The sequence below is a fragment of the Actinomadura sp. 3N508 genome, assembly GCF_044326375.1.
Classification (GTDB): domain Bacteria; phylum Actinomycetota; class Actinomycetes; order Streptosporangiales; family Streptosporangiaceae; genus Spirillospora.
In genome coordinates this window covers 377,393-397,966 of the sequence record NZ_JBIRAX010000001.1, presented here as the reverse complement: position 1 = coordinate 397,966, position 20,574 = coordinate 377,393, and the positions used below count along the sequence as shown (strand labels likewise).

20 protein-coding genes are annotated in these 20,574 nt (G+C 70.9%); 10 read left to right on the top strand and 10 right to left on the bottom strand.

The window, feature by feature from the left end; translation table 11 throughout:
• The first annotated feature begins 1 nt into the window (after position 1).
• From ACH34S_RS01725 to ACH34S_RS01700, 6 genes are all read left to right on the top strand, one after another.
• On the top strand, positions 2-1,090 hold the full coding sequence (locus ACH34S_RS01725) for an MCE family protein (protein WP_395950558.1): 1,089 nt from the start codon (positions 2-4) through the stop codon (positions 1,088-1,090).
• Entirely contained in the window at positions 1,087-2,385 is a 1,299-nt protein-coding gene (locus ACH34S_RS01720; protein WP_395950557.1) for an MCE family protein, read from the top strand. The genes ACH34S_RS01725 and ACH34S_RS01720 overlap by 4 nt, the downstream gene beginning before the upstream one ends.
• Positions 2,386-2,410: 25 nt before the next feature.
• Positions 2,411-3,415, top strand: coding sequence for a hypothetical protein (locus ACH34S_RS01715; RefSeq protein WP_395950556.1), 1,005 nt, complete (start codon positions 2,411-2,413; stop codon positions 3,413-3,415).
• 96 nt (positions 3,416-3,511) lie between these two features.
• Positions 3,512-4,012 (top strand): MarR family winged helix-turn-helix transcriptional regulator, encoded by a 501-nt coding sequence (locus ACH34S_RS01710; protein WP_395950555.1) that lies wholly within the window; start codon positions 3,512-3,514, stop codon positions 4,010-4,012.
• A gap of 122 nt (positions 4,013-4,134) precedes the next feature.
• Positions 4,135-4,929, top strand: coding sequence for a DUF2470 domain-containing protein (locus tag ACH34S_RS01705; protein ID WP_395950554.1), 795 nt, complete (start codon positions 4,135-4,137; stop codon positions 4,927-4,929).
• A gap of 384 nt (positions 4,930-5,313) precedes the next feature.
• Positions 5,314-6,495 (top strand): trans-sulfuration enzyme family protein, encoded by a 1,182-nt coding sequence (locus ACH34S_RS01700; RefSeq protein WP_395950553.1) that lies wholly within the window; start codon positions 5,314-5,316, stop codon positions 6,493-6,495.
• A gap of 11 nt (positions 6,496-6,506) precedes the next feature.
• On the opposite strand, the gene ACH34S_RS01695 is transcribed toward ACH34S_RS01700, so the two are convergent.
• Together ACH34S_RS01695 and ACH34S_RS01690 are read right to left on the bottom strand one after the other, a co-directional pair.
• On the bottom strand, positions 6,507-7,664 hold the full coding sequence (locus tag ACH34S_RS01695) for a DUF5925 domain-containing protein (protein ID WP_395950552.1): 1,158 nt from the start codon (positions 7,662-7,664) through the stop codon (positions 6,507-6,509).
• Between the two features lie 52 nt (positions 7,665-7,716).
• A complete protein-coding gene (locus tag ACH34S_RS01690; protein ID WP_395950551.1) occupies positions 7,717-8,487 on the bottom strand; it encodes a lysophospholipid acyltransferase family protein in 771 nt (256 codons plus the stop codon).
• Between the two features lie 155 nt (positions 8,488-8,642).
• Between ACH34S_RS01690 and ACH34S_RS01685 the strand changes: the two genes are divergently transcribed.
• A complete protein-coding gene (locus ACH34S_RS01685) occupies positions 8,643-9,497 on the top strand; it encodes a hypothetical protein (RefSeq protein ID WP_395950550.1) in 855 nt (284 codons plus the stop codon).
• 25 nt (positions 9,498-9,522) lie between these two features.
• On the opposite strand, the gene ACH34S_RS01680 is transcribed toward ACH34S_RS01685, so the two are convergent.
• A complete protein-coding gene (locus ACH34S_RS01680) occupies positions 9,523-10,200 on the bottom strand; it encodes a uracil-DNA glycosylase (RefSeq protein WP_395950549.1) in 678 nt (225 codons plus the stop codon).
• Positions 10,201-10,386: 186 nt separating this feature from the next.
• On the opposite strand from ACH34S_RS01680, the gene ACH34S_RS01675 reads away from it, so the two are divergent.
• A complete protein-coding gene (locus ACH34S_RS01675) occupies positions 10,387-11,835 on the top strand; it encodes a wax ester/triacylglycerol synthase family O-acyltransferase (protein WP_395950548.1) in 1,449 nt (482 codons plus the stop codon).
• Here ACH34S_RS01675 and ACH34S_RS01670 read toward each other — a convergent pair.
• Complete coding sequence (locus ACH34S_RS01670; protein ID WP_395950547.1) at positions 11,822-12,823, bottom strand: hypothetical protein; 1,002 nt, start codon at positions 12,821-12,823, stop codon at positions 11,822-11,824. The genes ACH34S_RS01675 and ACH34S_RS01670 overlap by 14 nt on opposite strands.
• A gap of 60 nt (positions 12,824-12,883) precedes the next feature.
• On the opposite strand from ACH34S_RS01670, the gene ACH34S_RS01665 reads away from it, so the two are divergent.
• Positions 12,884-13,456 (top strand): helix-turn-helix domain-containing protein, encoded by a 573-nt coding sequence (locus ACH34S_RS01665; RefSeq protein ID WP_395950546.1) that lies wholly within the window; start codon positions 12,884-12,886, stop codon positions 13,454-13,456.
• Here the strand turns inward: ACH34S_RS01665 and ddaH are convergent.
• Entirely contained in the window at positions 13,453-14,295 is an 843-nt protein-coding gene (ddaH, locus tag ACH34S_RS01660) for a dimethylargininase (RefSeq protein ID WP_395950545.1), read from the bottom strand. The two genes, ACH34S_RS01665 and ddaH, sit on opposite strands and share 4 nt — an antisense overlap.
• Positions 14,296-14,414: 119 nt before the next feature.
• Positions 14,415-14,927: an ATP-binding protein gene (locus tag ACH34S_RS01655; protein ID WP_395950544.1), complete on the bottom strand. Its 513-nt coding sequence runs from the start codon at positions 14,925-14,927 to the stop codon at positions 14,415-14,417.
• A gap of 266 nt (positions 14,928-15,193) precedes the next feature.
• Here ACH34S_RS01655 and ACH34S_RS01650 point away from each other — a divergent pair, with 266 nt between their 5' ends.
• Complete coding sequence (locus tag ACH34S_RS01650; RefSeq protein ID WP_395950543.1) at positions 15,194-16,378, top strand: XRE family transcriptional regulator; 1,185 nt, start codon at positions 15,194-15,196, stop codon at positions 16,376-16,378.
• 125 nt (positions 16,379-16,503) lie between these two features.
• On the opposite strand, the gene tgmC is transcribed toward ACH34S_RS01650, so the two are convergent.
• The 4 genes from tgmC to ACH34S_RS01630 form a co-directional block, all read right to left on the bottom strand.
• Positions 16,504-17,661, bottom strand: coding sequence for an ATP-grasp peptide maturase system methyltransferase (tgmC, locus tag ACH34S_RS01645; protein WP_395950542.1), 1,158 nt, complete (start codon positions 17,659-17,661; stop codon positions 16,504-16,506).
• Positions 17,662-17,665: 4 nt separating this feature from the next.
• Complete coding sequence (tgmB, locus tag ACH34S_RS01640) at positions 17,666-18,613, bottom strand: ATP-grasp ribosomal peptide maturase (protein WP_395950541.1); 948 nt, start codon at positions 18,611-18,613, stop codon at positions 17,666-17,668.
• Positions 18,614-18,618: 5 nt separating this feature from the next.
• The gene (locus ACH34S_RS01635) at positions 18,619-18,888 is read right to left on the bottom strand and encodes a putative ATP-grasp-modified RiPP (RefSeq protein ID WP_395950540.1); all 270 of its coding nucleotides are present in this window, start codon (positions 18,886-18,888) and stop codon (positions 18,619-18,621) included.
• A gap of 94 nt (positions 18,889-18,982) precedes the next feature.
• Positions 18,983-20,479, bottom strand: a complete 1,497-nt coding sequence (locus ACH34S_RS01630) for a PucR family transcriptional regulator (RefSeq protein WP_395950539.1) — start codon at positions 20,477-20,479, stop codon at positions 18,983-18,985.
• Between the last annotated feature and the right edge of the window lie 95 nt (positions 20,480-20,574).

Genomic DNA, 20,574 nt, shown 5'->3' with positions numbered 1-20,574 from the left:
AATGGGGAGGAAGGTTCTCGTTCTGGTGGCCGTCCTGGCCATGGCCGTCTCCGGCTGCTCGTACACGACGGCGGGCGCGCCGAAGGGCGGGCTGACGCTGACGGCCACGTTCGACGACGTCCAGCAGCTCGTCGCCGGGCACAGCGTGAAGATGTCCGACATCACGATCGGCAGCGTCACCAAGATCCGGCTCGCCGGTTACCGGGCGAAGGTGACGATGTCCATCGAGGACGACATCAAGATCCCGAAGGGCACCCGGGCCGAGATCAGGGTGACCTCGCTGCTCGGCGAGAACTATGTGGACCTGCGGATGCCGCCCGGCGCGAGCATGGGCCGCGGCCCGTTCCTCGCCTCCGGCGACACGATCGAGCGGACCAGCGTCCAGCCGGCGTTCGAGCAGGTCGTCGGGCAGGCGGGCCCGCTGATCCAGGCGCTCGCCGGCGACGACGTCGCGACGGTCGTCAACGCCGGGGCCACCGCGCTGGACGGCAACGGCGAGAAGCTCAACATGACCATCGCGCAGGCGAGCGGTCTCGTGAAGATGTTCGCCGACCAGCGGCAGGAGCTGGGCGAGTCGGTCGACCGGTTCGCGAGGCTCGGCCATTCGCTCGCCAAGGGCGACGACGCGCTGAACGAGATGCCCGGCCAGCTCGAACGCACCACCCGGATGCTGAACGACGACAAGGAGAAGATCCTCAAGACCGTCGAGAAGCTCACCCGGATGGCCCGCGAGCTGAACAGCAAGGTCCTGGAGGGCCGCATCCTCCGGTTCCGGAAACTGCTGGCGGACCTCGACCCCGTCCTGCAGCAGCTCGGGTCCAACCGCAAGCGGCTGACGGCGCTGGTGGACGGCCTGGTCTCCTTCTCCCGCAAGATCCCGCTGGCCAGCTATGACGGCCAGCTGCTGCTGTATCCGATCGTCCGCATCGTCTGGCCGGACGGGACGCCGATCTTCCCCGGCCTGAGCGAGAAGCCCAAGAACAAGAAGCAGCAGGGGAACGGCCAGAACCCCGCCTCACCCCCGGTGCTTCCGGACGGCCTCGAAGGCGCCCTCCCCGACCTCGACGCCCTCCTGGGAGGACGCGGATGACCAGGCGGCTGACGATCAACCTGGCGGTCTTCGCCGCGCTCGCCGTGGTGATGGCCGTCTGGGCGTTCAACAACGTCATCCGGTTCGACTTCATCGACCGGCCCTACCGCCTCACGGCGGAGTTCGAGTCCTCGCCCGGCCTGCACCCGAACTTCGAGGTCGACTATCTCGGCCTGCGGATCGGCAAGATCGACTCGGTGAAGCTGGAGAAGGACAAGGTCGTCGTGCGGATGGACATCGAGCGCGGCGTCGAGATCCCGCAGGGCGTCACCGCCGCCGCGGCCCGCAAGTCCGCGGTCGGCGAGCCGGTGGTCGAGCTGACTCCCGGCCCCGGCAAGGCGGGCGCCCCGCCGATGAAGCCCGGCAGCGTCATCCCGGTGTCGCAGACGAAGGTCCCGCCCAAGTACGGCGACCTGTTCGGCGCGGTCATCGACACGCTCAAGGCGATCAACCCCGACGACGCCAAGGTCCTCACGCACGAGCTGGCCGAGGGCTGGGCCGGGCGCGAGGACTCCCTCCGCCAGATCATCAACGGCGGCGACGACCTGACACAGACGTTCGCGCAGAACACCGAGCTGCTCGACGGGCTCACCAGGGACCTCGGGCGCATCACCAAGGTGCTGAACGAGAACCGCGGGTCGCTCGGCAGCGGGATCGACGACCTGGCCGCGCTCACCGCCGCGCTCAGCCAGGTCCGCGGCAAGATCGCCGAGCTGCGCGACCGCGGGCCGGGCCTGCTCGACACGGTCAACGACCTGCTGGACCAGACCGGCCCCGACTTCGGCTGCGCGGTCGACGCGCTCGGCACCATGGGCCTCTCGACCCACAACCCCGGCTACCTGACCGACCTGCGCAAGACGCTCCAGTACGCGCCCGCGCTGAAGGTCGTCCTGGACAACGTGATCGGGATCGACCAGGGCGAGCCCGTCCTGAACGTCGTCTTCCAGATCACGCTGAAGTCGCCCGCCGCGCTGGAGTACAGGTACCCGGCGCCGCAGCCCGCGGTGAACAGGGTGCCGACCTGCCCCGGCGGCCGGACCCCGGCCGCGACGCCGCAGAAGACCTACAGGGCGAAGAACCCGGGCGACACGATCCCCACGCACGATCCCGCGCTGAACCAGGAGAACGTGCAGGCCAAGAAGGCCGCGAACGCCAGTGAAGACTCTTCCGGCGGCCCGCCGGCGTGGCTAGTGTACGTCCCCCCGGTCATCGCGCTGCTGGTGCTGATCAGGGTCATGATGGGCTCGGTGCCCGTGGTGTCCCGCCTGACCCGACTGCGTCGGGGCAAGGACTGACCCCAATTCCCGAGGAGTGCCCGAAGTGACAGCCAAGACCACCAGGGACGAGACCGGCGCGGTCGCGGACGAGGCGGACGCGGCGCCGGAGGAGACCGACGCGTCCGAGGAGACCACGGTGCTCGATGAGGCTGTGGCGTCCGAGGAGACCGAGGTCGTGGCGAGGCCGGCGCGCCCCGCCGCCAGGCGCAAGCGCCGGGTCCGGGTCATCGAGGTCATCGACGACGAGGACCTGGACGAGGTCCTGGAGGCCCTGGACGCCGAGGACGAGGAGCCCGAGGAGGAGCCCGCCTCCCGCCCCGTGAAGACCGCCAAGCCGGCCGCCAAGCCCGCGGCCAGGCCCGCCGTCAAGCGCGTCCCCAAGCCCCGCCCGTCCCGCGAGGAGGAGCCGAAGGAGCGGGAACCGGCAGCCGCTCGGCCGACGCTCTTCGGGCTCGGCATGGTGCAGGCCGTCGTGGTGGTCGTCCTGGTCGCGCTGCTGGCCAGCCTGGCGATCTGGCAGTGGCGGAGCGCGAGCTCCCTCTCGGCCAAGGAGGACGACCGCGCGGCCGTGAGCAAGGTCGCCAGGGCCTACGGCAACGCGGCGTTCAGCTACACCGCGCAGAACTACCAGACGCAGGCGGAGAAGGCCCAGAAGATGATGGCCGGCGACCTCCTCGACGAGTTCAAGAAGAACACGCTCCCTTCGCTGGCCGACGCGTTCAAGGCCGACTCGCAGGTGGTGGTGTCGTCCACGACCGATCAGGTCTACGTGGGCAGCGTCAACGGCAGGTTCGCCACGGCGGTGGTCATGGTGGACATCTCGCTCAAGACCAAGGACGGGCAGGCCAAGCAGCCCGCGTCGCTGCTGCGGCTGTCCCTCAGCAAGGTCGGTGGCGAGTGGAAGGTGACCCAGCAGTACGCGTCGGGCGTCAACGAGCAGAACAAGAACCAGCAGCAGGGGCAGCTTCCGGGCGTCCCCGGCAGCGGTGGCGCGCCGACCGCGCCGGCGTCGCCGAAGGCGGGCAAGAGCGGCACGCCGAATAATTAGTGATCGGCCGGGCGCCCCGCGTGGAAGCCGCGCGGGGCGCCGTGCGTTGTGCCGATGGACGGGGTCGCTGGACGAAGGCGGGGCATCATGTCGACCGTGACGGAAACGGAGCCGGGCGAACACGGAACGGACCGGGTCGTGCCGGACGAGCTCGTCCACGAGTTCGGTGCGCTTCTCAGCGCCGCGTCGGTGCTGGAGCGGATCGCGGGCCGGGAGCTGGAGCGCCGCTGCGGCATCCGGCACGCGGTGTTCGAGGTCCTGCTGAAGCTGTCCGGCGCCGCCGGGGCGGGCCCGCACACGATGGGCAATCTGGCCGGCGAGCTGATCCTGACCAGCGGCGGCATGACCCGGATCATCGACCGGATGGTGGAGGCCGGCCTCGTCCGCCGTGAGCCGGCGCCGGGGGACCGCCGCCGCCAGCTGGTCGAGCTGACCGACGCCGGGCGCGCGAAGCTGGACGAGGCCCTGCGCGTCCACGCCGAGACGCTCCGGGAACACTTCGCCGGCCCGCTGACCGACGACCAGCGCCACGTCCTGGTGGACGCACTGAGAACCCTCCGCACCACGGCCCGCAAGGAACTGGGCGCCCTCCACTGAATCATGACCGCCGCCCGTCGCAGAGACGCAGATCTCGTGGGGGAGGGTTGTTCAGCACGCCCTCATGATGGTTAGGTATGCCTAACTTAGGCAAGCCTAACCTGGCGGGTGGAGGAGGCGTGGTGCGGCGAGCGGAGACCACGAAGACGGTGGACGGCCCTACTGCGGCGGAGCGGGCGCGGACCCTCGCCTACGGCATCGCGGACGGTGTCCTCGTCGCGCCCGGCGTCCCGTACGCGCCCGTTCCGGCGCACGCGACCGACCGGGACGGCAGGCCGCTGCTGCTCGTCCGGTCCGAGTCGCCGATCGTCTCCGGGCTCCGGAACCGGGCATCGGACGCGGGCACCGGCATGCCCGCCACGCTGCGGATCTCCGATGTCGCGCCGGTCGCGCTGGCGGACCGCGTCCGCGGCCGGGCCTGGCTGCACGGCCGCCTCGGCGAGATCCCGGACGGCGAGCTGCGCGCCGCCGCGCTGCGCCTCGCGCACGCCCACCCGCGTCCCGAACTGCTCGACCTCGGCACGGACCAGGGCGACGGCGGCCCCCGGGAATGGACGATCCTCGCGCTGGAGATCTCCCAGGTCGAGATCGAGGACGCGTGGGGCAGCGCCGCCCTCGACCCCGAGGAGTACGCCGCGGGCGCGCCGGACCCGTTCGTCGCCGTGGAGTCGGGCATCCTCACCCATCTGGACTCCTGCCACCGCGCCGAGCTGGTCGGGCTGCTGCCGGAGTTCGTGCCACCGGGGCCGGTCCGCCCGCTTGGACTCGACCGGTACGGCATGTGGCTGCGCCGCACCGCACCGCCACCGGAGGCGCACGCCCCGTTCGATCTGCGGCTCGCGTTCGCCGAGCCCGTCAGTGATCTCCACGGCCTGCGCTGCGTGTACCGGCGCCTGTTCGCCCGGGCGACCCCGTAGTCACCCCTTATATACGTAGAAACCCTTAACCGGACGAAAGTCGTAAATTGCCGGTGATCTCACGGATGGCGGCGGGGGTGCCTTCCGGGCGATGCTCGGTACACCGGCCGAGGGGACGCCCAGCGTCACCCGACCGGGACGACCCCGATCACCGGCTCGCCCTCGCGGGGTGGGTGAGCCGGTGACGGGGACCGTACCGGGCAGCGGGGCGCCAGGCGCGCCCCCCGGCCGGGCCGGTGGTCCGGCGCCGCGCTCGGGGGACGTGGTCCGGGCCACTGGTCGGAACCCGGCACAGGGTCGCGCAAAGCACAGCCTCGCCCAAAACTGGGCCACTGCCTGGAATTGGCCGTTTCCGCCGGGCGGGCTCCCGCGCAGGCTGGAGTCATGACCGGACACCATCCGCAGACCCGCGCCGTCCACCCGCACGTGACCGTTCCGGCGGGGAGCCGCCCGCTTTCCGTGCCGCTCTACCAGGGCCACCTGTTCTCCTTCGACGCCGCGGACGACCTCGCCGGCGCCTTCGCCGGCCCGGACGAGGCCTTCTTCTACGCCCGCATGGCCAACCCGACCGTCCGCTCCCTCGAACAGGCCGTCACCGAGCTGGAGGGCGGGGCCGGGGCGCTCGCCACCGCGTCCGGCATGGGCGCGGTCAGCACCGTGCTGCTGAGCCTGCTCCGCGGCGGCGACCACGTCATCGCGCAGACCACCCTCTACGGCGGCACGTTCGCGATGTTCCAGGACCTCGCCGAACGGTGGGGGATCGAGATCACCTACGTGTCCGGCAACGACCCGGCGGAGGTGCGGGACGCGCTCCGCCCCGCCACCCGCCTCCTCTACCTGGAGACGATCGCGAACCCCAACACCCACGTGACGGACCTGCCCGCGTTCACCGCCGCCGTCCAGGGCACGGGCGTGCTGACCGTCGTCGACAACACCTTCGCCCCGGTCCTGTGCAGGCCCCTCGACCACGGCGCCGACATCGTCATCCACTCCACGACGAAGTACCTGAGCGGGCACGGCGACGTCATCGGCGGCATCGCCGTCTTCGCCGACCCGGACGTGCACCACCGCGTCTGGCGGTACTCCACCGAGCTGGGCGCCGTCGCCGACCCGTTCAGCGCGTGGCTGACCGTCCGCGGCCTCGCCACGATGCCGCTGCGGGTGGCGCGGCAGAGCGCGTCCGCGCTGGACATCGCCCGCCGCCTCGCCGCGCACCCGGCCGTGACCCGCGTCCACTACCCGGGGCTGCCGGACCATCCGCAGCACGAGCTGGCGCGGCGGCTGCTGCCGGACGGGAGCGGCGGCGTCCTCGCGTTCGACCCGGCCGGGGGACGGGACGCGGGCCGCGTGTTCTCCGAGGCCGTCCGGCTGATCTCGCTCGGCCCGTCGCTCGGCAACGTCGCCTCGCTCGTGATGCACCCGGCGAGCACCTCGCACCGGCAGATGGACGCCGCGACCCTCGCCGCCGCCGGTATCGGCGAGGCGACGGTGCGGCTGTCCATCGGCCTGGAGCATCCCGACGACCTGTGGTCCGACATCGACCAGGCTCTGGCCAAGGCGACCTAGGCGCGGCCGGACTACAGGTAGAACCCGGTCGCCGCGGACGGGGCGTCCGGGTTCTCCGGGCGCTTCTCGCCCTTGCGGAGCGCGGCCAGCTCGGCGAGCGTCGCGCCGTCGGCACCGATCTCGGCGGCCGGCGCGTCCACGCCGTCCAGCCAGGACACGGCCTCCGACCGGCTGAGCGGCCCCACCTCGATCTGCGCGAGGCAGCGCCCGGGACGGACGACCGCCGGATGCAGCATCGCGAGGTCCTCGTTGGTGGTGATGGCGACCAGCACGTCCCGGCCCTGCCCGAGCATCCCGTCGGTGAGGTTCAGCAGCCGCGACAGGCCCTGGCCCGTCGACTGCTTCGCCTCGCCGCGGATCAGCTCGTCGCAGTCCTCCAGGATGAGCAGCCGCCAGCGGCCCTCGTCGGTGCTCTCGTCGTCGTCGCCGACCGCGACCTCCAGGAGGTAGCTGGGCGTGCCGAACAGCGCCTCCGGGTCGAGGACGCAGTCGGACTGGCACCAGCCGTCCCAGGCGCGGGCGAGCGCGCGGAGCGCCGTGGTCTTGCCGGTGCCGGGCGGGCCGTGCAGGAGCAGCAGCCGTCCGGACACCTCGTCGCGGCCGAGGCGCATGACCTCGTCGAGGGCCGCGGCGACCGGCGCGGTGTAGTTGCCCCGGATGTCCTCCCACGCGTCGGCGGTGATCGCGCGCTCGCTGCGGGCGGGGCCGTGCGTGCCCATGTGCCAGAAGCCCATCTGGACGCTGGACTCGTCGACCTCCGGCGGCTCGGTCGCGTCCTTCACCGACGCTTCGAGGACGGTCTCCGCCAGCTCCTCCGACACGGCGGACACGGCGACGTAGGCCATGCCGTTCGTCCACCGGTTGGCGAGCAGCGTCCAGCCGTCGCCCTCGGCCAGCACCGCCTGCTTCTGCTTCTCGTGCGCCACCCGCACCAGGCGGGCGTCGTCGGGGCGCAGCGGCGCGTCCGGGCGGACGTGTTCCAGCCGCGTCGACCGGGACCAGGGCTGCTCGCCGGACGCGAACGGGCGCAGCGACAGGACGTCCATCACGTCGGCGGGCGAGTTCCGGTCGCTGAGGTTGAAGACCACGGGCAGCGTCGAGTCGGACCCGGGGTCGATGACGTTCTCCCCCGACTCGACGAGATGGAGGATCTCCTGTGGCGTGGTCATGCCAAAAATGATCAGGCCACGGGACCGGCCGCGTCCACCGAATTAGCGGTGGTCAGGAGCCGCCGTCACCCTCGGCGGCCTCCTTGCGGGCCTCGGCCTCCTCCAGGTCGAGCTTCTCGGCCTCCTCCGGAGTCGGGGCCGTGCCGCCGAGGTAGGCGGGCTGCCACCACGTCTCGTCCGCCTTCGGGACGTCGGGGTACTCGCGCTGCGCCTTCTCCAGCAGCTCCGACATCCGGGCGTGCAGATCCCGGGTGAACTGGTCGTAGTCGTCGCCGCGCTTCGGGTACAGGGGCTCGCCGACGAGGATCGTCACCGGCACGCCGCGCTGCAGCAGCCGGCGCTTGCGGCCCTTCGTCCACAGCCGCTGCGGCCCCCAGATCGCGACCGGGATCAGCGGCACCTTCCCGGCGACCGCCATCCGCACCGCGCCGTTCTTGATGTCCTTCACCGTGAACGAGCGGCTGATCGTCGCCTCCGCGAACACCCCGACGATCTCGCCGCTCTTCAGCGCCTTCAGCGACGCCGCGTAGGAGGAGGCGCCCGCGTCCCGGTCGACGGGGATGTGCTTCATCCCGCGCATCAGCGGCCCGCCGATCCGGTTGTCGAAGATCTCCTTCTTCGCCATGAACCGCACCAGCCGCTTCGCCGGGTGCGCGGTGAGCCCGGCGAAGATGAAGTCCAGATAGCTGATGTGGTTGCTGACGAGCACCGCGCCGCCGGTGCTCGGGATGTGGTCGGTCCCCTCCAGACGGATCTTGATGTTGAGGGCCTTGAACACGAGCCGAGCAGTCAAGATCACCGGCGGATACACGATTTCGGGCATGGGAGCACGGTACTTGAGGGCGTCATGATCAGCGAGTGCGGGCGGGGATCGCGATGGCTCCCACAACCGACCGGAACTCTGAGAAGGTGGGGGTTGTGACGTGAGCCGCCGAAGCCCGAAGATCCCTTTGAGGGTGTGAAAGGGGATGAGCAAAGATGGAACCGTTGGACGCGGCGGCGGACGTGCATGCGCTCATCCGCGATGTGCTCCCCGCCCTGGCGCCCAGCGCCTGGTTCGACTCCGGCACCTCCGAGGTGGTGCTGCCCGTCGGCCGGTCGGAGGCACGCGCCTCCAGTTGGACGGTCCTGGAGCGCTGCGCCCGGGAACCGCGCTCGGCATGGCCGAAGGTGGTGGACGAGTGGGTCCGCGAGGTCGGCGACCGCGCGTTCCTCGCCGTCGGCGAGATGGAGCTGTTCGGCGACGTCCGGGAGCTGCTCCGGCTGCGCATCGTGCCGAAACTCGCACCCCGCGACCGGGAGGGCCTCGTCGTCGTCCCCGCCGGTGACCACTTCGACGCGATGGTGATGATCGAGCACCCCCGCTACGGCGGCCCGCTCACCAAGGCCCGCGCCGGGCTGCTCGGGCTCCACAAGCTCGGCTACGTGATGACGAACACCCATGACCGCGAGCTGGCGGACGTCGCCGTCCGCGACCAGCCGCTGCTGCCGGGCCGCAACGTCCGCGTGGTCACCAAGCCGGGCAGCCGCTACGTGTCGGCGCTGCTCAGCGAGGTCGACCAGTTCCTCCCGTGGCCGAACGAGCACGGCGCCCTGGTCGGCGTCCCCTGCCACAGCACGCTGCTGCTGTACCCGATAACGTCGGCGGCCGTCCGCGATGTGCTCCCCGTCTTCTCGGACGTCGTCCGCGAGATGCACGCCGACGCCGACGACCCCTGCGCCCCCGGCGTCTACTGGAGCCACGGCGAACGCCGCCTGACCCCCCTCCCCGCCGACCCCGACGCGTCCCCGGAGTTCGCCACCCTCCTCCACCGCCTCCCCGAAGAGGTCTAGAAGGGCTCACGCTGAGGCCGGAGGGCTAGGGGAGCTTCCAATCCACCGGCTGGGCGCCCTGCTGTTCCAGGAGCTGGTTGGCGCGGCTGAAGGGGCGGGAGCCGAAGAAGCCGCTGTCGGCGGAGTACGGGCTCGGGTGCGGCGACTCGATGCAGGGGACACCGCCGAGCAGCGGCTTGAGGTTGCGGGCGTCGCGGCCCCACAGGATGGCGACGAGCGGGCGGCCGCGGGCCGCGAGGGCGCGGATGGCCTGCTCGGTGACCTCTTCCCAGCCCTTGCCGCGGTGCGAGCCCGGCTTGCCGGGCATGACCGTCAGCGACCTGTTGAGCAGGCAGATGCCCTGCTCCGTCCACGCGGTGAGGTCGCCGCTGGACGGTTCGGGGTGCCCCAGGTCGTCGCAGTACTCGCGGAAGATGTTGATCAGGCTGGCGGGCAGCGGGCGGACCTCCGGCGCGACCGAGAAGCTGAGCCCGACCGGGTGCCCGGGGGTCGGGTAGGGGTCCTGGCCCATGATCAGGACGCGGACGTCGTCGAACGGTTGCGTGAAGGCGCGCAGGATGTGGTTTCCGGCGGGGAGGTAGCGGCGCCCGGCGGCGACCTCGGCGCGCAGCCAGTCGCCGGCGGCGGCGATCGTGCCCGCCACGGGCTCCAGGGCGGTCGCCCAACCGGCTTCGACGATCTCCGTGAGTGGTCGTGCCGTCATGGGGCACAACCCTAATGCGATGATCATGCGGCCGCCCCGCGAATGCCCGCTCGGGTGCCCATGTGAACTGCGCGAAACGTCCTGTTAAGTCCGGGTTACTTCCTGCCGGAACGCGTTGACCTGCGCTCTTCGGCGGCATCTCCTAGAGGACGAACAGGCGCATATCGAGGGGACGGACGAGAGAGCATGAGCCAGCTGACCACCGTGGACGCCGCCTTCCTGAACGCGGAGACCGGCACCACCCAGGCCCACATCGCCGGGCTGGGCATCGTCGACGCCACCGCGTGCCCCGGCGGACGGCTCACCGTGCCGGCCGTCGCCGAACTCGTCCGCGACCGGGCGCATCTCGCGGCCCGGCCGCTGCGGCAGCGGCTCGTCCAGGTGCCGTTCGGCCTCGACCACCCCTACTGGGAGGACGACCCGGACTTCGACCCCGTCCGGCACATCTTCGAGATCGGCCTCCCGGCGCCCGGCACCGACCGGCAGCTAGCCGACGTCGTCGCGATGCTGCACGAGCAGCCGCTGGATCGTTCCCGCCCGCTCTGGGAGATGTTCCTGATCCAGGGCCTCGCGGGCGGCCTGACCGCCGTCTACGTGAAGGTGCACCACGCCGCCGTCGACGGCGTGCTCGCCGCCGAGACGCTCGCCGCGCTGCTGGACCTGTCGCCCGAGCCGCGCGAGCTGCCCGCCGACGAGTCCGAACCGGCCCGCGCGCCCGGCACCGCCGAGATGGTCGGCGCCGGGCTGCTGCGGACCGCGCTGCATCCCGTCCGGACGGCCGTGTCCGTCGCCCGCACCGCCCCGTACCTGGACGAGATCCCCGGGGTCGCGGCGATCCCGGGCGTCGGGCGGATGTCGTCGTTCGTGCAGGGCGCGCTGCGCCGCCCGGAGGTGCCGCGGGGCCCGCGGATGAGCGCCCCGCCGACCCCGTTCAACCAGCCGATCGGCCGCCGCCGCGCCGTGGCCTGCGGCGAGCTCCCACTGGACGCGATCAAGGAGATCGGGCGGGGCCTGGGCGGCAGCGTCAACGACGTGGTCATGGCGCTGTGCGCGACCGCGCTGCGGCAGTGGCTCGACAAGCGCGGCGACCTGCCGGACCGCCCGCTCGTCGCCGCCGTCCCGGTGTCCCTGCGGCGCGGCGCCGCCGCCCGCACCAAGGCCGGGAACCAGATCTCGATGATGGCGACGCCGCTCGCGACCGACATCCCGGACCCGGCCGAGCGGTACCTCACCGTCCGGCGCGCGATGGACACGGCCAAGCGGCGGTTCACCGGTTCGTCCGGCAGCTGGGTGCAGGAGCTCAGCGGCCTGGTCCCCGCGCCCATCGCGGGCGCCGCCACCCGCCTGGCCCTCCAGGCCGCGCCGACGATGTCGCTGCGCCCCATCAACCTGATCATCTCGAACGTGCCGGGCCCGCAGTTCCCGCTGTACCTGTGCGGCGCGCGGGTGCTGGCCTACTACCCGATCTCCGTGATCACGGACGTGACCGGCGGCCTCAACATCACCGTCTTCTCCTACGACGGCAAGGTGAACGTCGGCATCGTCGCCTGCCGCACGCTCGTCCCGGACCCCTCCGAGATCGTCGACCACCTGGTGGACGCCCTGGACGAGCTGAGGGACCTCAGCCGGGAGTGATCCCGAGCGCGTCCCGGTGCCGCCACGCGAGCCGCAGCACCGCGGCCCCGGCCGGTTGCATCGGCTGCGGGACGGTCCCGTCGAACGGCGCCATCGAGACCGCGCCTTCGTCGTTGACGGCGACCAGCCCGCCGAAGAGGTCGGTGAACGCCGCGTCGTCGATGACGACCACCGTGAGCAGATCGAGCGCGAACGTGAGCGGATCTACGCCGAGGCCAAGGAAATGGGCCCGAATCCGCCCTTCTTCACGCGCGGACGTCAGCGCCCGATGGAAGGGCCATTCGCTCTGGACGAAGCCCTCCCCATATTCCTCGTCCATTCCGAGCAGTTCTTCCGCGTATTCACGGACCATGCACGCCCACAGATCCGGCGGCTCGTCGTCCAGCGGCTGGAAGACCCCGACCGGCATCACCTGGTGGAGCCCGCCCGCGTGCGCGACCTTCGCCGGGTCTCGCCAATGCAGGACGTACGAGCCGGACGCGGTGACGGTGGCCGTCGTGATCGCGTGAAGCGCCGTCCGCCGCTCCAGATCGCACGGATCGCCGACGCGGGCGCGCAGTGGCAGTCCGTCAACCCCGGCCGCCAACTCATGGGCGACGGCTTCGCCCACGTTCACGCCATCGAAATACCGTGCCGGGCCGAGCCGGAGCACAGGCGGCTGCGCGTCGAGTAGCCGATAGGCGGGCCGATCCTCGAAGATCTTCGGCGGCGCGAGGGCGGCCATCGCCTCGGCATACGTGCGGTAACCCTCCGGGAGTCCATCGGAGGGATCGGCGACGACCGGCGGGACACCGCACGCGTCCCACTCCAGCCGGACGTCCTCCAGCGGTATCGGGGCGTCCGGGATCCATCCCTCGCGGCACAGCAACGACGTCCCCGCGACGCGCGGAACGTCCGGATACAGCGCACCGGCCACCTCGCCGAGCGGCCCGCGCGAGGCGTTGAGCCTGGCCCGCTCCGCACGCCACCGCCGCTCACCAGGTCCCATACGGCAACACTAGAGGGCCCCGGGTTTGACAAAGCGCTTTGCCGAACCTGCAATTGACGCATGGAGACGACCGAGGACGTCCTCGCGGGTGTCGGGCCAAGGCTGCGGCGGTTGCGGCAGGACCGCAACGTCACGCTGACCGCGCTCGCCGAGCTCACCGGCATCTCGGTGAGCACGCTGTCGCGGCTGGAGTCCGGCAAGCGGCGGCCGAGCCTGGAGCTGCTGCTCCCGCTCGCGCAGGCCCACGGCGTCCCGCTGGACGAGCTGGTCGGCGCCCCGGACATCGGCGACCCGCGGATCAGGCCGCGCCCGCAGCGCATGGGGGACATGACCGTGCTGCCCCTGACCCGGCGTCCCGGCGGCGTCCAGGCGTTCAAGATGATCGTCCCGGAGCGCCGCTCGACGCCCGACCCGCAGACGCACGAGGGCTACGACTGGCTGTACGTCCTGAACGGGCGGCTCCGCCTCCTCCTCGGCGACCGGGAGCTGATCCTGGAGCCGGGCGAGGCCGCCGAGTTCGACACCCGGCTGCCGCACTGGTTCGCCGGCCACGGCGGGCCGGTCGAGGTGCTCAGCCTGTTCGGCCCCCAGGGCGAGCGCATGCACCTCCGCGCCCGGCCCAAGAAGTCCTAACGCAGCTCCAGGGTGCAGCACTTGGGCCCGCCGCCCGCTTTCCGCAGCTCAGACAGATCCACCGGAACGGGTGCATATCCGTGCCCCCGCAGTGTCTCGATCAGCTCGACGGCCTCGGCGTTGATGACGACATTGCGCCCGTCGCACACGGCATTGAGGCCGAGCACCGCCGCGTCCCGCTCGCCCGCCAGGATCGCGTCCGGGAAGAGCCTCTCCAGTACCGCGCGGCTGCCGGGCGAAAAGGCCCCAGGGAAGTAGGCGACGTTCCCCCCACCGAGCGGGAACAGCGCCGTGTCCAGGTGGTAGAAGCGCGGGTCGACGAGCCGGAGCGTCACCACGGGCCGTCCGAGGAATTCCTGCGCCTCCTGATGTGCGGCGATCTCCGTCCGGAACCCGGTGCCCGCCAGGATCACGTGATCGAGCGTGAGGAAGTCGCCCTCGCCCTCATTGGTGTGCTCCGCGTCCAGCACTTCCGAGTACCCGTTCTTACGCAGCCACCCGGAATACGCAGGCCCCTCGGCGTGCCGTTCCGGATGCGTGAAGCGCGCGCCATAGACGCGTCCGCCGACGACGAGCGCACCGTTCGCCGCGAACACCATGTCCGGCAGCCCCTCGATCGGCTCGATGAGGCTCACCTCGTGCCCGAGCGCGAGATAGGCGTCCCGCAGCGCCTCCCACTGCGCCACCGCTTTCCCGGCGTCGGCGCCCGCCGCCGGGTCCATCCACGGATTGATCGCATAGGTGACGGCGAAGTGCTCGGGACGGCACATCAGATACCGCCGCCGCCGCGCCGTCCGCTCAGCACCGACACCGGGCGCCGTCGCCGGCAGAACGCTCATGCACATCTCCAGGGGGACGAGGTTCGACGATCGAAAGCCTAGAAACCAACCGCCCGCGAACCAATGCGCCAACCTTGCTCCCACCTGGCGTTTCGTTGCGTCTTCGACCCGCTTCCGACCTATTCGTTGCGCGCACTCCTGGACAGGACGCGCCTGAGCAGCGGCACCTCGACGAACGGCACCCGCACCTCCAAGACCTGCGTCCACCACACGGTCTTGCCGCCGCCCGGCCCGGGGTGCCAGCCCCAGCGGTCCGCGCAGCTCGCGACCACGGCCATGCCCCGGTGCCCCTCGTCGGTGTCGAGCGCCGCCACGAGCTGCGGGCAGCCCGGCTCGGGGTCGGTCACGTCCACCCGGAGCCGCCCCTCCGTCACGCAGACCCGGACCCAGACCACGCCCGCCCGAAGCTCGGCCCGCACGTGCCGGATGGCGTTCGTGACGACCTCCGACGTCAGCAACACCGCGACGTCGATGTCCCCCTCCGTGACACCCCACGCCGTCAGCGTCTGCCGCACGGCCCTCCGAGCGGCACCCGCCGACTGCTCCTCCAACCGCCATTCGAACGTCCGCGCTCCCCGGGTCGCGCGAGTGATGCCGCCCAGCCGCGTGAGGGTGCCCATACGGTCCTCCATGATTTCGACCTCTTGTCTTCTCGGTCGCGGACGCGAGTTCCGCTTTAACTCAGTGAAACCGTGCGGACACGGACCGAAAAGGCGACAATGAAGTGCTGGCCCCCCACGTCCCCGCTTCCCCCGATCGAAGGGCGCCGATCCAAATGTCTGATCAGCCACGCCCCCAGTGGGCCGAACGCATCGAGGCCGAACGCCTGGCTCGCGGCTGGGGCCCGTTCAAAGCGGCTCGCCGTCTCTATGCCGCAGTTGGCATAGACGATCCCGATATGAGCCAGGTGAAGAACCTCTCACGCCAGCTCAAGCGCCACGAGAATGGCGAGGTGTTCCCCGCCGAGTGGGGCTCCGCCTACGCCACCGCGTTCGAAATGGAGGAGAAGGACCTCTTTGGGGAGGAATCGTCCGAACACCGGGCGGGTACCGTAGAGCCGAGCCCTATTCCCGACGATGGGGACGACGACGTGAAACGCCGCGCCGCACTGCAACTGCTCACGGCCCTCGGCGCCGGGGCGGCGATCCCCCCGGGAGTCCTGGAAGAGGTTCTCGCTGGCGTCGACCGCGCCACCGGCCAGAAGGTCGACGTGGACGAGTGGGAGCAAACCGTCCACGAGTACGGCCAGCAGATCGTGGTCCGGCCGACCGGAGCGCTGGTCGGGGACCTGACGGCCGACATCATCGCTGTGGGCGCGCTGCTTGATCAGCCGCGGGCCCCGCTTGAACAGGCACGATTGCTGCGAGTCAGTGCCGGGCTCTCCGGTCTGCTGGCGATCGAGTTCGGCGACGCGGGCAAAGAGCGCCCGGCCCGGATCACCTGGGGCACCGCGCGCCGCGCCGCCGACGCATCGGGTGACCGTGACCTACGCGTGTGGACACGAGGCCGGGCAGCACAGGACGCATTCTGGGCCGGACGGCCTCCAGAAGTCGTGGCCGCTCTGACCGACGAGGCCATCGCCATAGCCAACGGTGCACCGTCCGCTGGCTTGGCCAGGGCACACGCGGCGCGTGCCTACATGGCGGCAGATCAAGGAGACGGCGCCAAGGCCCTCGCCTCCGTGAGGGAGATAAAGGAAATGTTCGGGCGACTGCCGCTCCCCGCCGGATCGCAGACAGTCCTGGCATTTCGTGAGAGCCAGATGCGCTGGGCGGAGTCTTATGTACTGACCCGAACCGGGGATTCCCATGCGGCCGACGTGCTTGACCAAGCCATCGCTCTCTACCCGCCCAGTTCAGTTGTGCCGATCAAGAACCTGTCACTGATACAGGCCGAAGCTTTGGTGCGCGGCCGTCAGATCGACGCGGGACTGGAACAGGCGGTAGCAACCCTCCAAGAACGGCCTGGCTACATGGCCGTTGGCACTGGGCCCCTGGCGAGGAATGTGTTGAATGCACTCCCCGAACAGGCGCGGGCGTTGCCAGCGGCGCGGGAACTGTGCGCGCTGGCGTTCGCCTCCTGACCGAGAATGGCCGTATTGACGACGCACGAGGCAGCTCTTCTGCCTCGTGCGTCTCACATCCCCTTTTTGGGACCGGGCTGCTAGACGCGAACGACGAGCCGCCGCCAGGGCCTCGCTGTGCTTGGTCAGGAACTCGGAGCCTGAGCTGCGGGCAGCGTGAACGACAGGCCGGTGGCGGTGACGTGGTGAATCCGCTGGTGACGGCCATCGATGCTCATGCGGAAGGAACCGGGGCCGGGCCGGTCGGCTTGATCCCACAGGTCGAAGGTGTCCTCGACGGCGTCCCATAGCCGCAGCGGCCCGGCCTGCCGGACGTGCCAATCTCCTCCATTGGACGCGAGGACGGCGAGGGAGCCCGTGGTGACATCGATGAGGCATGTGGTGTCGCCGGACGTCACGAGTTGCGCATTTGGAACGGCGAGCTGGGCGAGGAACCGTCCGAAGAAGCCTTCCTCCGTGGCCGCCTCAAGGCGCTCCGGCCCATGCCGGACGGCACGCGCGTCCGCATTAGAAGCGAGAGAAGCCCAATGCGTCGGGTTGCCGGGCTCCGGCCTTTCCTGGACGCGGGCGCTCATGAACGAGATCGTGCCGGGCAGCAGCGGCCCCTCGGCCGTGCCGTCGTCCCGGACGGTCAGCAGCACGCGCGCATACCCGTACAGCCACCCGGACAAGGTGGTGAGAATCTTCCCGCCCGGTCGCGTCTGGGTGACCCATGCGTCTGGGACGGTGCGCACCGAGCATGCCGCGACGATCCGGTCGTACGGGGCGCACGGCCAGTACCCGTAAAGCCCATCGGCCACGGCGAGGTCGGGGACATAGCCGCACGCATAGAGAGCCTCGGCGGCCTGGCTGAGACGGTGGCCGTCAACCTCCACGGACGTGACGTTCCCGCTGCCGCCGAGCCTCTCGCAAGCGAGGGCCGTCGAGTACCCGGTACCGGTCCCGATCTCCAGGACGTCATGGCCGTCCTCAAGTTCGGCGTCCACCCACATCCGCACGACCAGCGAAGGCAGGGTCGAGGACGAGGTAGGAGCGCCGCCGACTCGTGGAACCGGACGATCCCAGTCAGGCTCATCGCCATCGAACTGCGTGATCAACGTGGTGTCAGAGTTGATGGCCTTCGCCCAGCGTTCCCGGTCGGTGGCCTCGGTCACCGGTTCCCAGACGATCAACCCGTCCTCGGACCGCTTCCCGGAGTCGGCGTAGAAGCCCGGAACGAACCGCCGCCGGGGCACGGCCTCCACCGCGCGCCGCCACACCGGGTCGTCCACCACGATCGTCATAACGTCATCCTGCCTGCAAGAGTGCGGCGAAGGCGTCCGCAATGGCCTCGGACTCCGGCAAGAAGCCCCACTGCCCGTTCGGATTGCATTCGATGAAGGTCAGTCGCTCGGTGACACGGTCGACGGCGAAGTCGAAGCATCCGAAGGCCAAGTCGAACCGGTCGAGGTAGGCGACGAGGCGCGTGGCGAAGTGCTCGGACAGGTCGATCGAGGTGTACTTCAACTGGTCCCAGTCGCCAGAGCGCCAGTCCAGGAGTGGGGTGGGCGCCTCGATGCGTGAGGCGAACGCCTTGCGGCCGACCATGGTGATCCGCACGTCGGCGGTCTTCTCGACCTCCGCCTGGAACAGATGCGCGGTGATCGACAGCGTCTCGTCAAGGTCGGCGGCGTTGACGCGCTGCGTCCAGATCACTCCCGTCGCACCGTCCAAGGGCGGCACGCCCCGGAACGACTTGTAGATGACGCCGCCATGCTCGTCGGCGAACCGGCGAGCAGCCGCCGCATCGTTCGTGATCAGGGTCGCCGGAACGGTGAAGCCGAGTTCGGCGGCGGCCCGGAGCTGGGACGGCTTGTACTCGGCCCGTGCGTTCGCCGCAGGCGCGTTCACATGGAGCACGGGCAGATCGTTGAGCAGGCCCGTCAGCCCGTGCCGGGCTTCGGCGGACGCGAAGTCGCGTGTGCGGCGCTCCAGGTGGTCGAACCGCCATGGTCCCGGTCGCCGGTGGTACACGGAACGCACGCGTCCCAGGTCGAGGTCACGGGTCCGGGTGCGCGACCGGCCGCACCACGTGCGCACACCGTCCCCGATGCTGGCCGCGAAGGTGAGCCCGTCCCCGATGTCGGCTGGATCGAGGCGCACCACCGGAACACCGCGCCGGTTCAGCTCCGTGATGACCAGGTCCGCCGTCACATCTTCGAGGCTGGTGACGACCAGCACCGGTTCGTCCGCCATCCGGTTCAGTCGGATTCGTAGTCGGTGGTGGAGTCGTCGACGGTCTGGACCTGGGGCCTGCTCCCGTCCCCGCCGCCGGACTTGCTGGCCGTGCTGGTCTGCCGGTTCGTCCCGTGCTTGCCCATCTCGATCAGCCGACCCTGCGGGTCCAGGTAGCGGCCGGTCTGCGTGGCCGCGTCCAGCGTCACCTGGTCGTAGAGGGGCGGAGTCTCGGGCAGGCGCGCGGACATCCGCGTCCACCCCCACGGGATCGAGTCCTGAGCGTTGTCGTTCACTGGCGCTCCCTGGTGCCGGCGAGTTCCTGTTACTCAGTGAAGCTGAGCGCGCACGCGCCTGGGAGGGGACAGCGGGGACATGGAGCGGACGGGCCTAGGCGAGGAGGGTCGTTAGTTGGAGGCGTAGGGCTAGGCGGGTTTGGGGGGACGTCAGGTCGAGAGGGGTTACCTCGGTCATTCGTTTTAGGCGGTGGCGCAGGGTGTTGGGGTGGACGTCTAGGGCGTGTGCCGTTCCCTTTGTGTCGCCGTAGTGGTCTAGCCAGGCGGCGAGGGTTGGCAGGAAAGCCGTTCCGTGGGTCTCGTCGTGGGACTGGAGGGCGGGGAGCGGGCCGCCTAGGAGGGTGGTCCCGGTTGCCTTTCGGGCTCGTTCGACCACCACCGCGTCCCAGGTGTCGTCCAGGAGGTGGAGGCCGGGGGAGAGGTGGCCGGACGATACGAGGGCGGCCAGCTCGGCGGCCTCGGCGCGGGAGCGGGGGAGGTCGGCGGGGGTGCGCGCCAGGCCGCCCGCGGTGGCGTACAGGGCCGGGTCGTGGGTGCGGACGCGGGTCAGGACGTCGTCCAGCCACGGCAGCGTCCCGGCGTCGCGGGTGGGGGCGGCCGGAGCGGAGAGGACGGCGTACAGGGTGTCGTCCAGGTCGGTCAGGAGGGGGCGGTGCCAGCCGAACCGGTGGGTGATCGCCTCCCACAGGTCGAGGCGGCGGCGCAGGTCGCCGGTCTCGCCGCCCAGGGCCACGACGCGCCATGGTGGGCGTGACGGGATGGGCGTCGTGCCGTCGCGTAGGGCGGTGCGGAGTTGGTCTGCCGAGGCGCGGCGGGCCACGCCGGTTTCGGCGCGGAGGCGTAGGAGGTGCAGGGCGACGACGGACGCCAGGTCGGTCAGGCGTTCTACGCGGTCTGGAGGGATCGGAGTCTTGGCCACGACCCAGATCGAGCCCAGCCATTCGCCTCCCGCGCGGACCGGGATGACCAGGCGGGGCAGCATTCCATCTGGTCCGGCGGGGACTAGGACGGGGTTGCTTGAGCGGGCCAGCTTGCGGAACACGCCGCAGGCGCGGAGGTGCGCGATGACCTGCGGTGGGACGCGGCGGCCCACGATCGTGGATACGCGGGCCGGGTCGGTGCTGTCCTGGAGGCCCGAATAGGCGAGGACGCGGGAGCGCGCGTCCTCCAGCGTGACGGGCGCATCCGCGATCTCGGCGGCGGCATCGGCCAGGGCGAACAGGTCGTCGCCGGACTCGCCCGGCGGGGCGTGGGCGTGGTCGATGGCGGCGCGGACCAGCCAGATCACGTGCGTCCAGGACGTCTCCGGCTGGAGCTCGATGAGCGCCGGGCCCAGCCGCCCCGCGGCGGCGACGATCTCGGGTGCCAGCGGCGCTTTCAGGACGACCCCGGACGCGTCCGCGGCGTCGGCTCGTTCGAGGAGTGCGATGGCGTCGGGGGCGGCGGTCGTCCCGGCGCCCAGGACGATCTCGCCCGGCCGTCCGGCCGCCTCGTCGGGGACGGCCAGGACCACGTCGTGCACCTGTGCGTCGCGCCCTGCCGTGACCAGCCGGAACAGGCCGGGGCCCAGGGAGTCGACGAAGTCCGTCACCGTGATCATTGTGCGTTTCACACTATGCGATCGGTTCGCGTTGGCCGAAAGGGACGGAGGCGCCGGGGCCGGGCGGGTCCACCATCGAAGTGGCA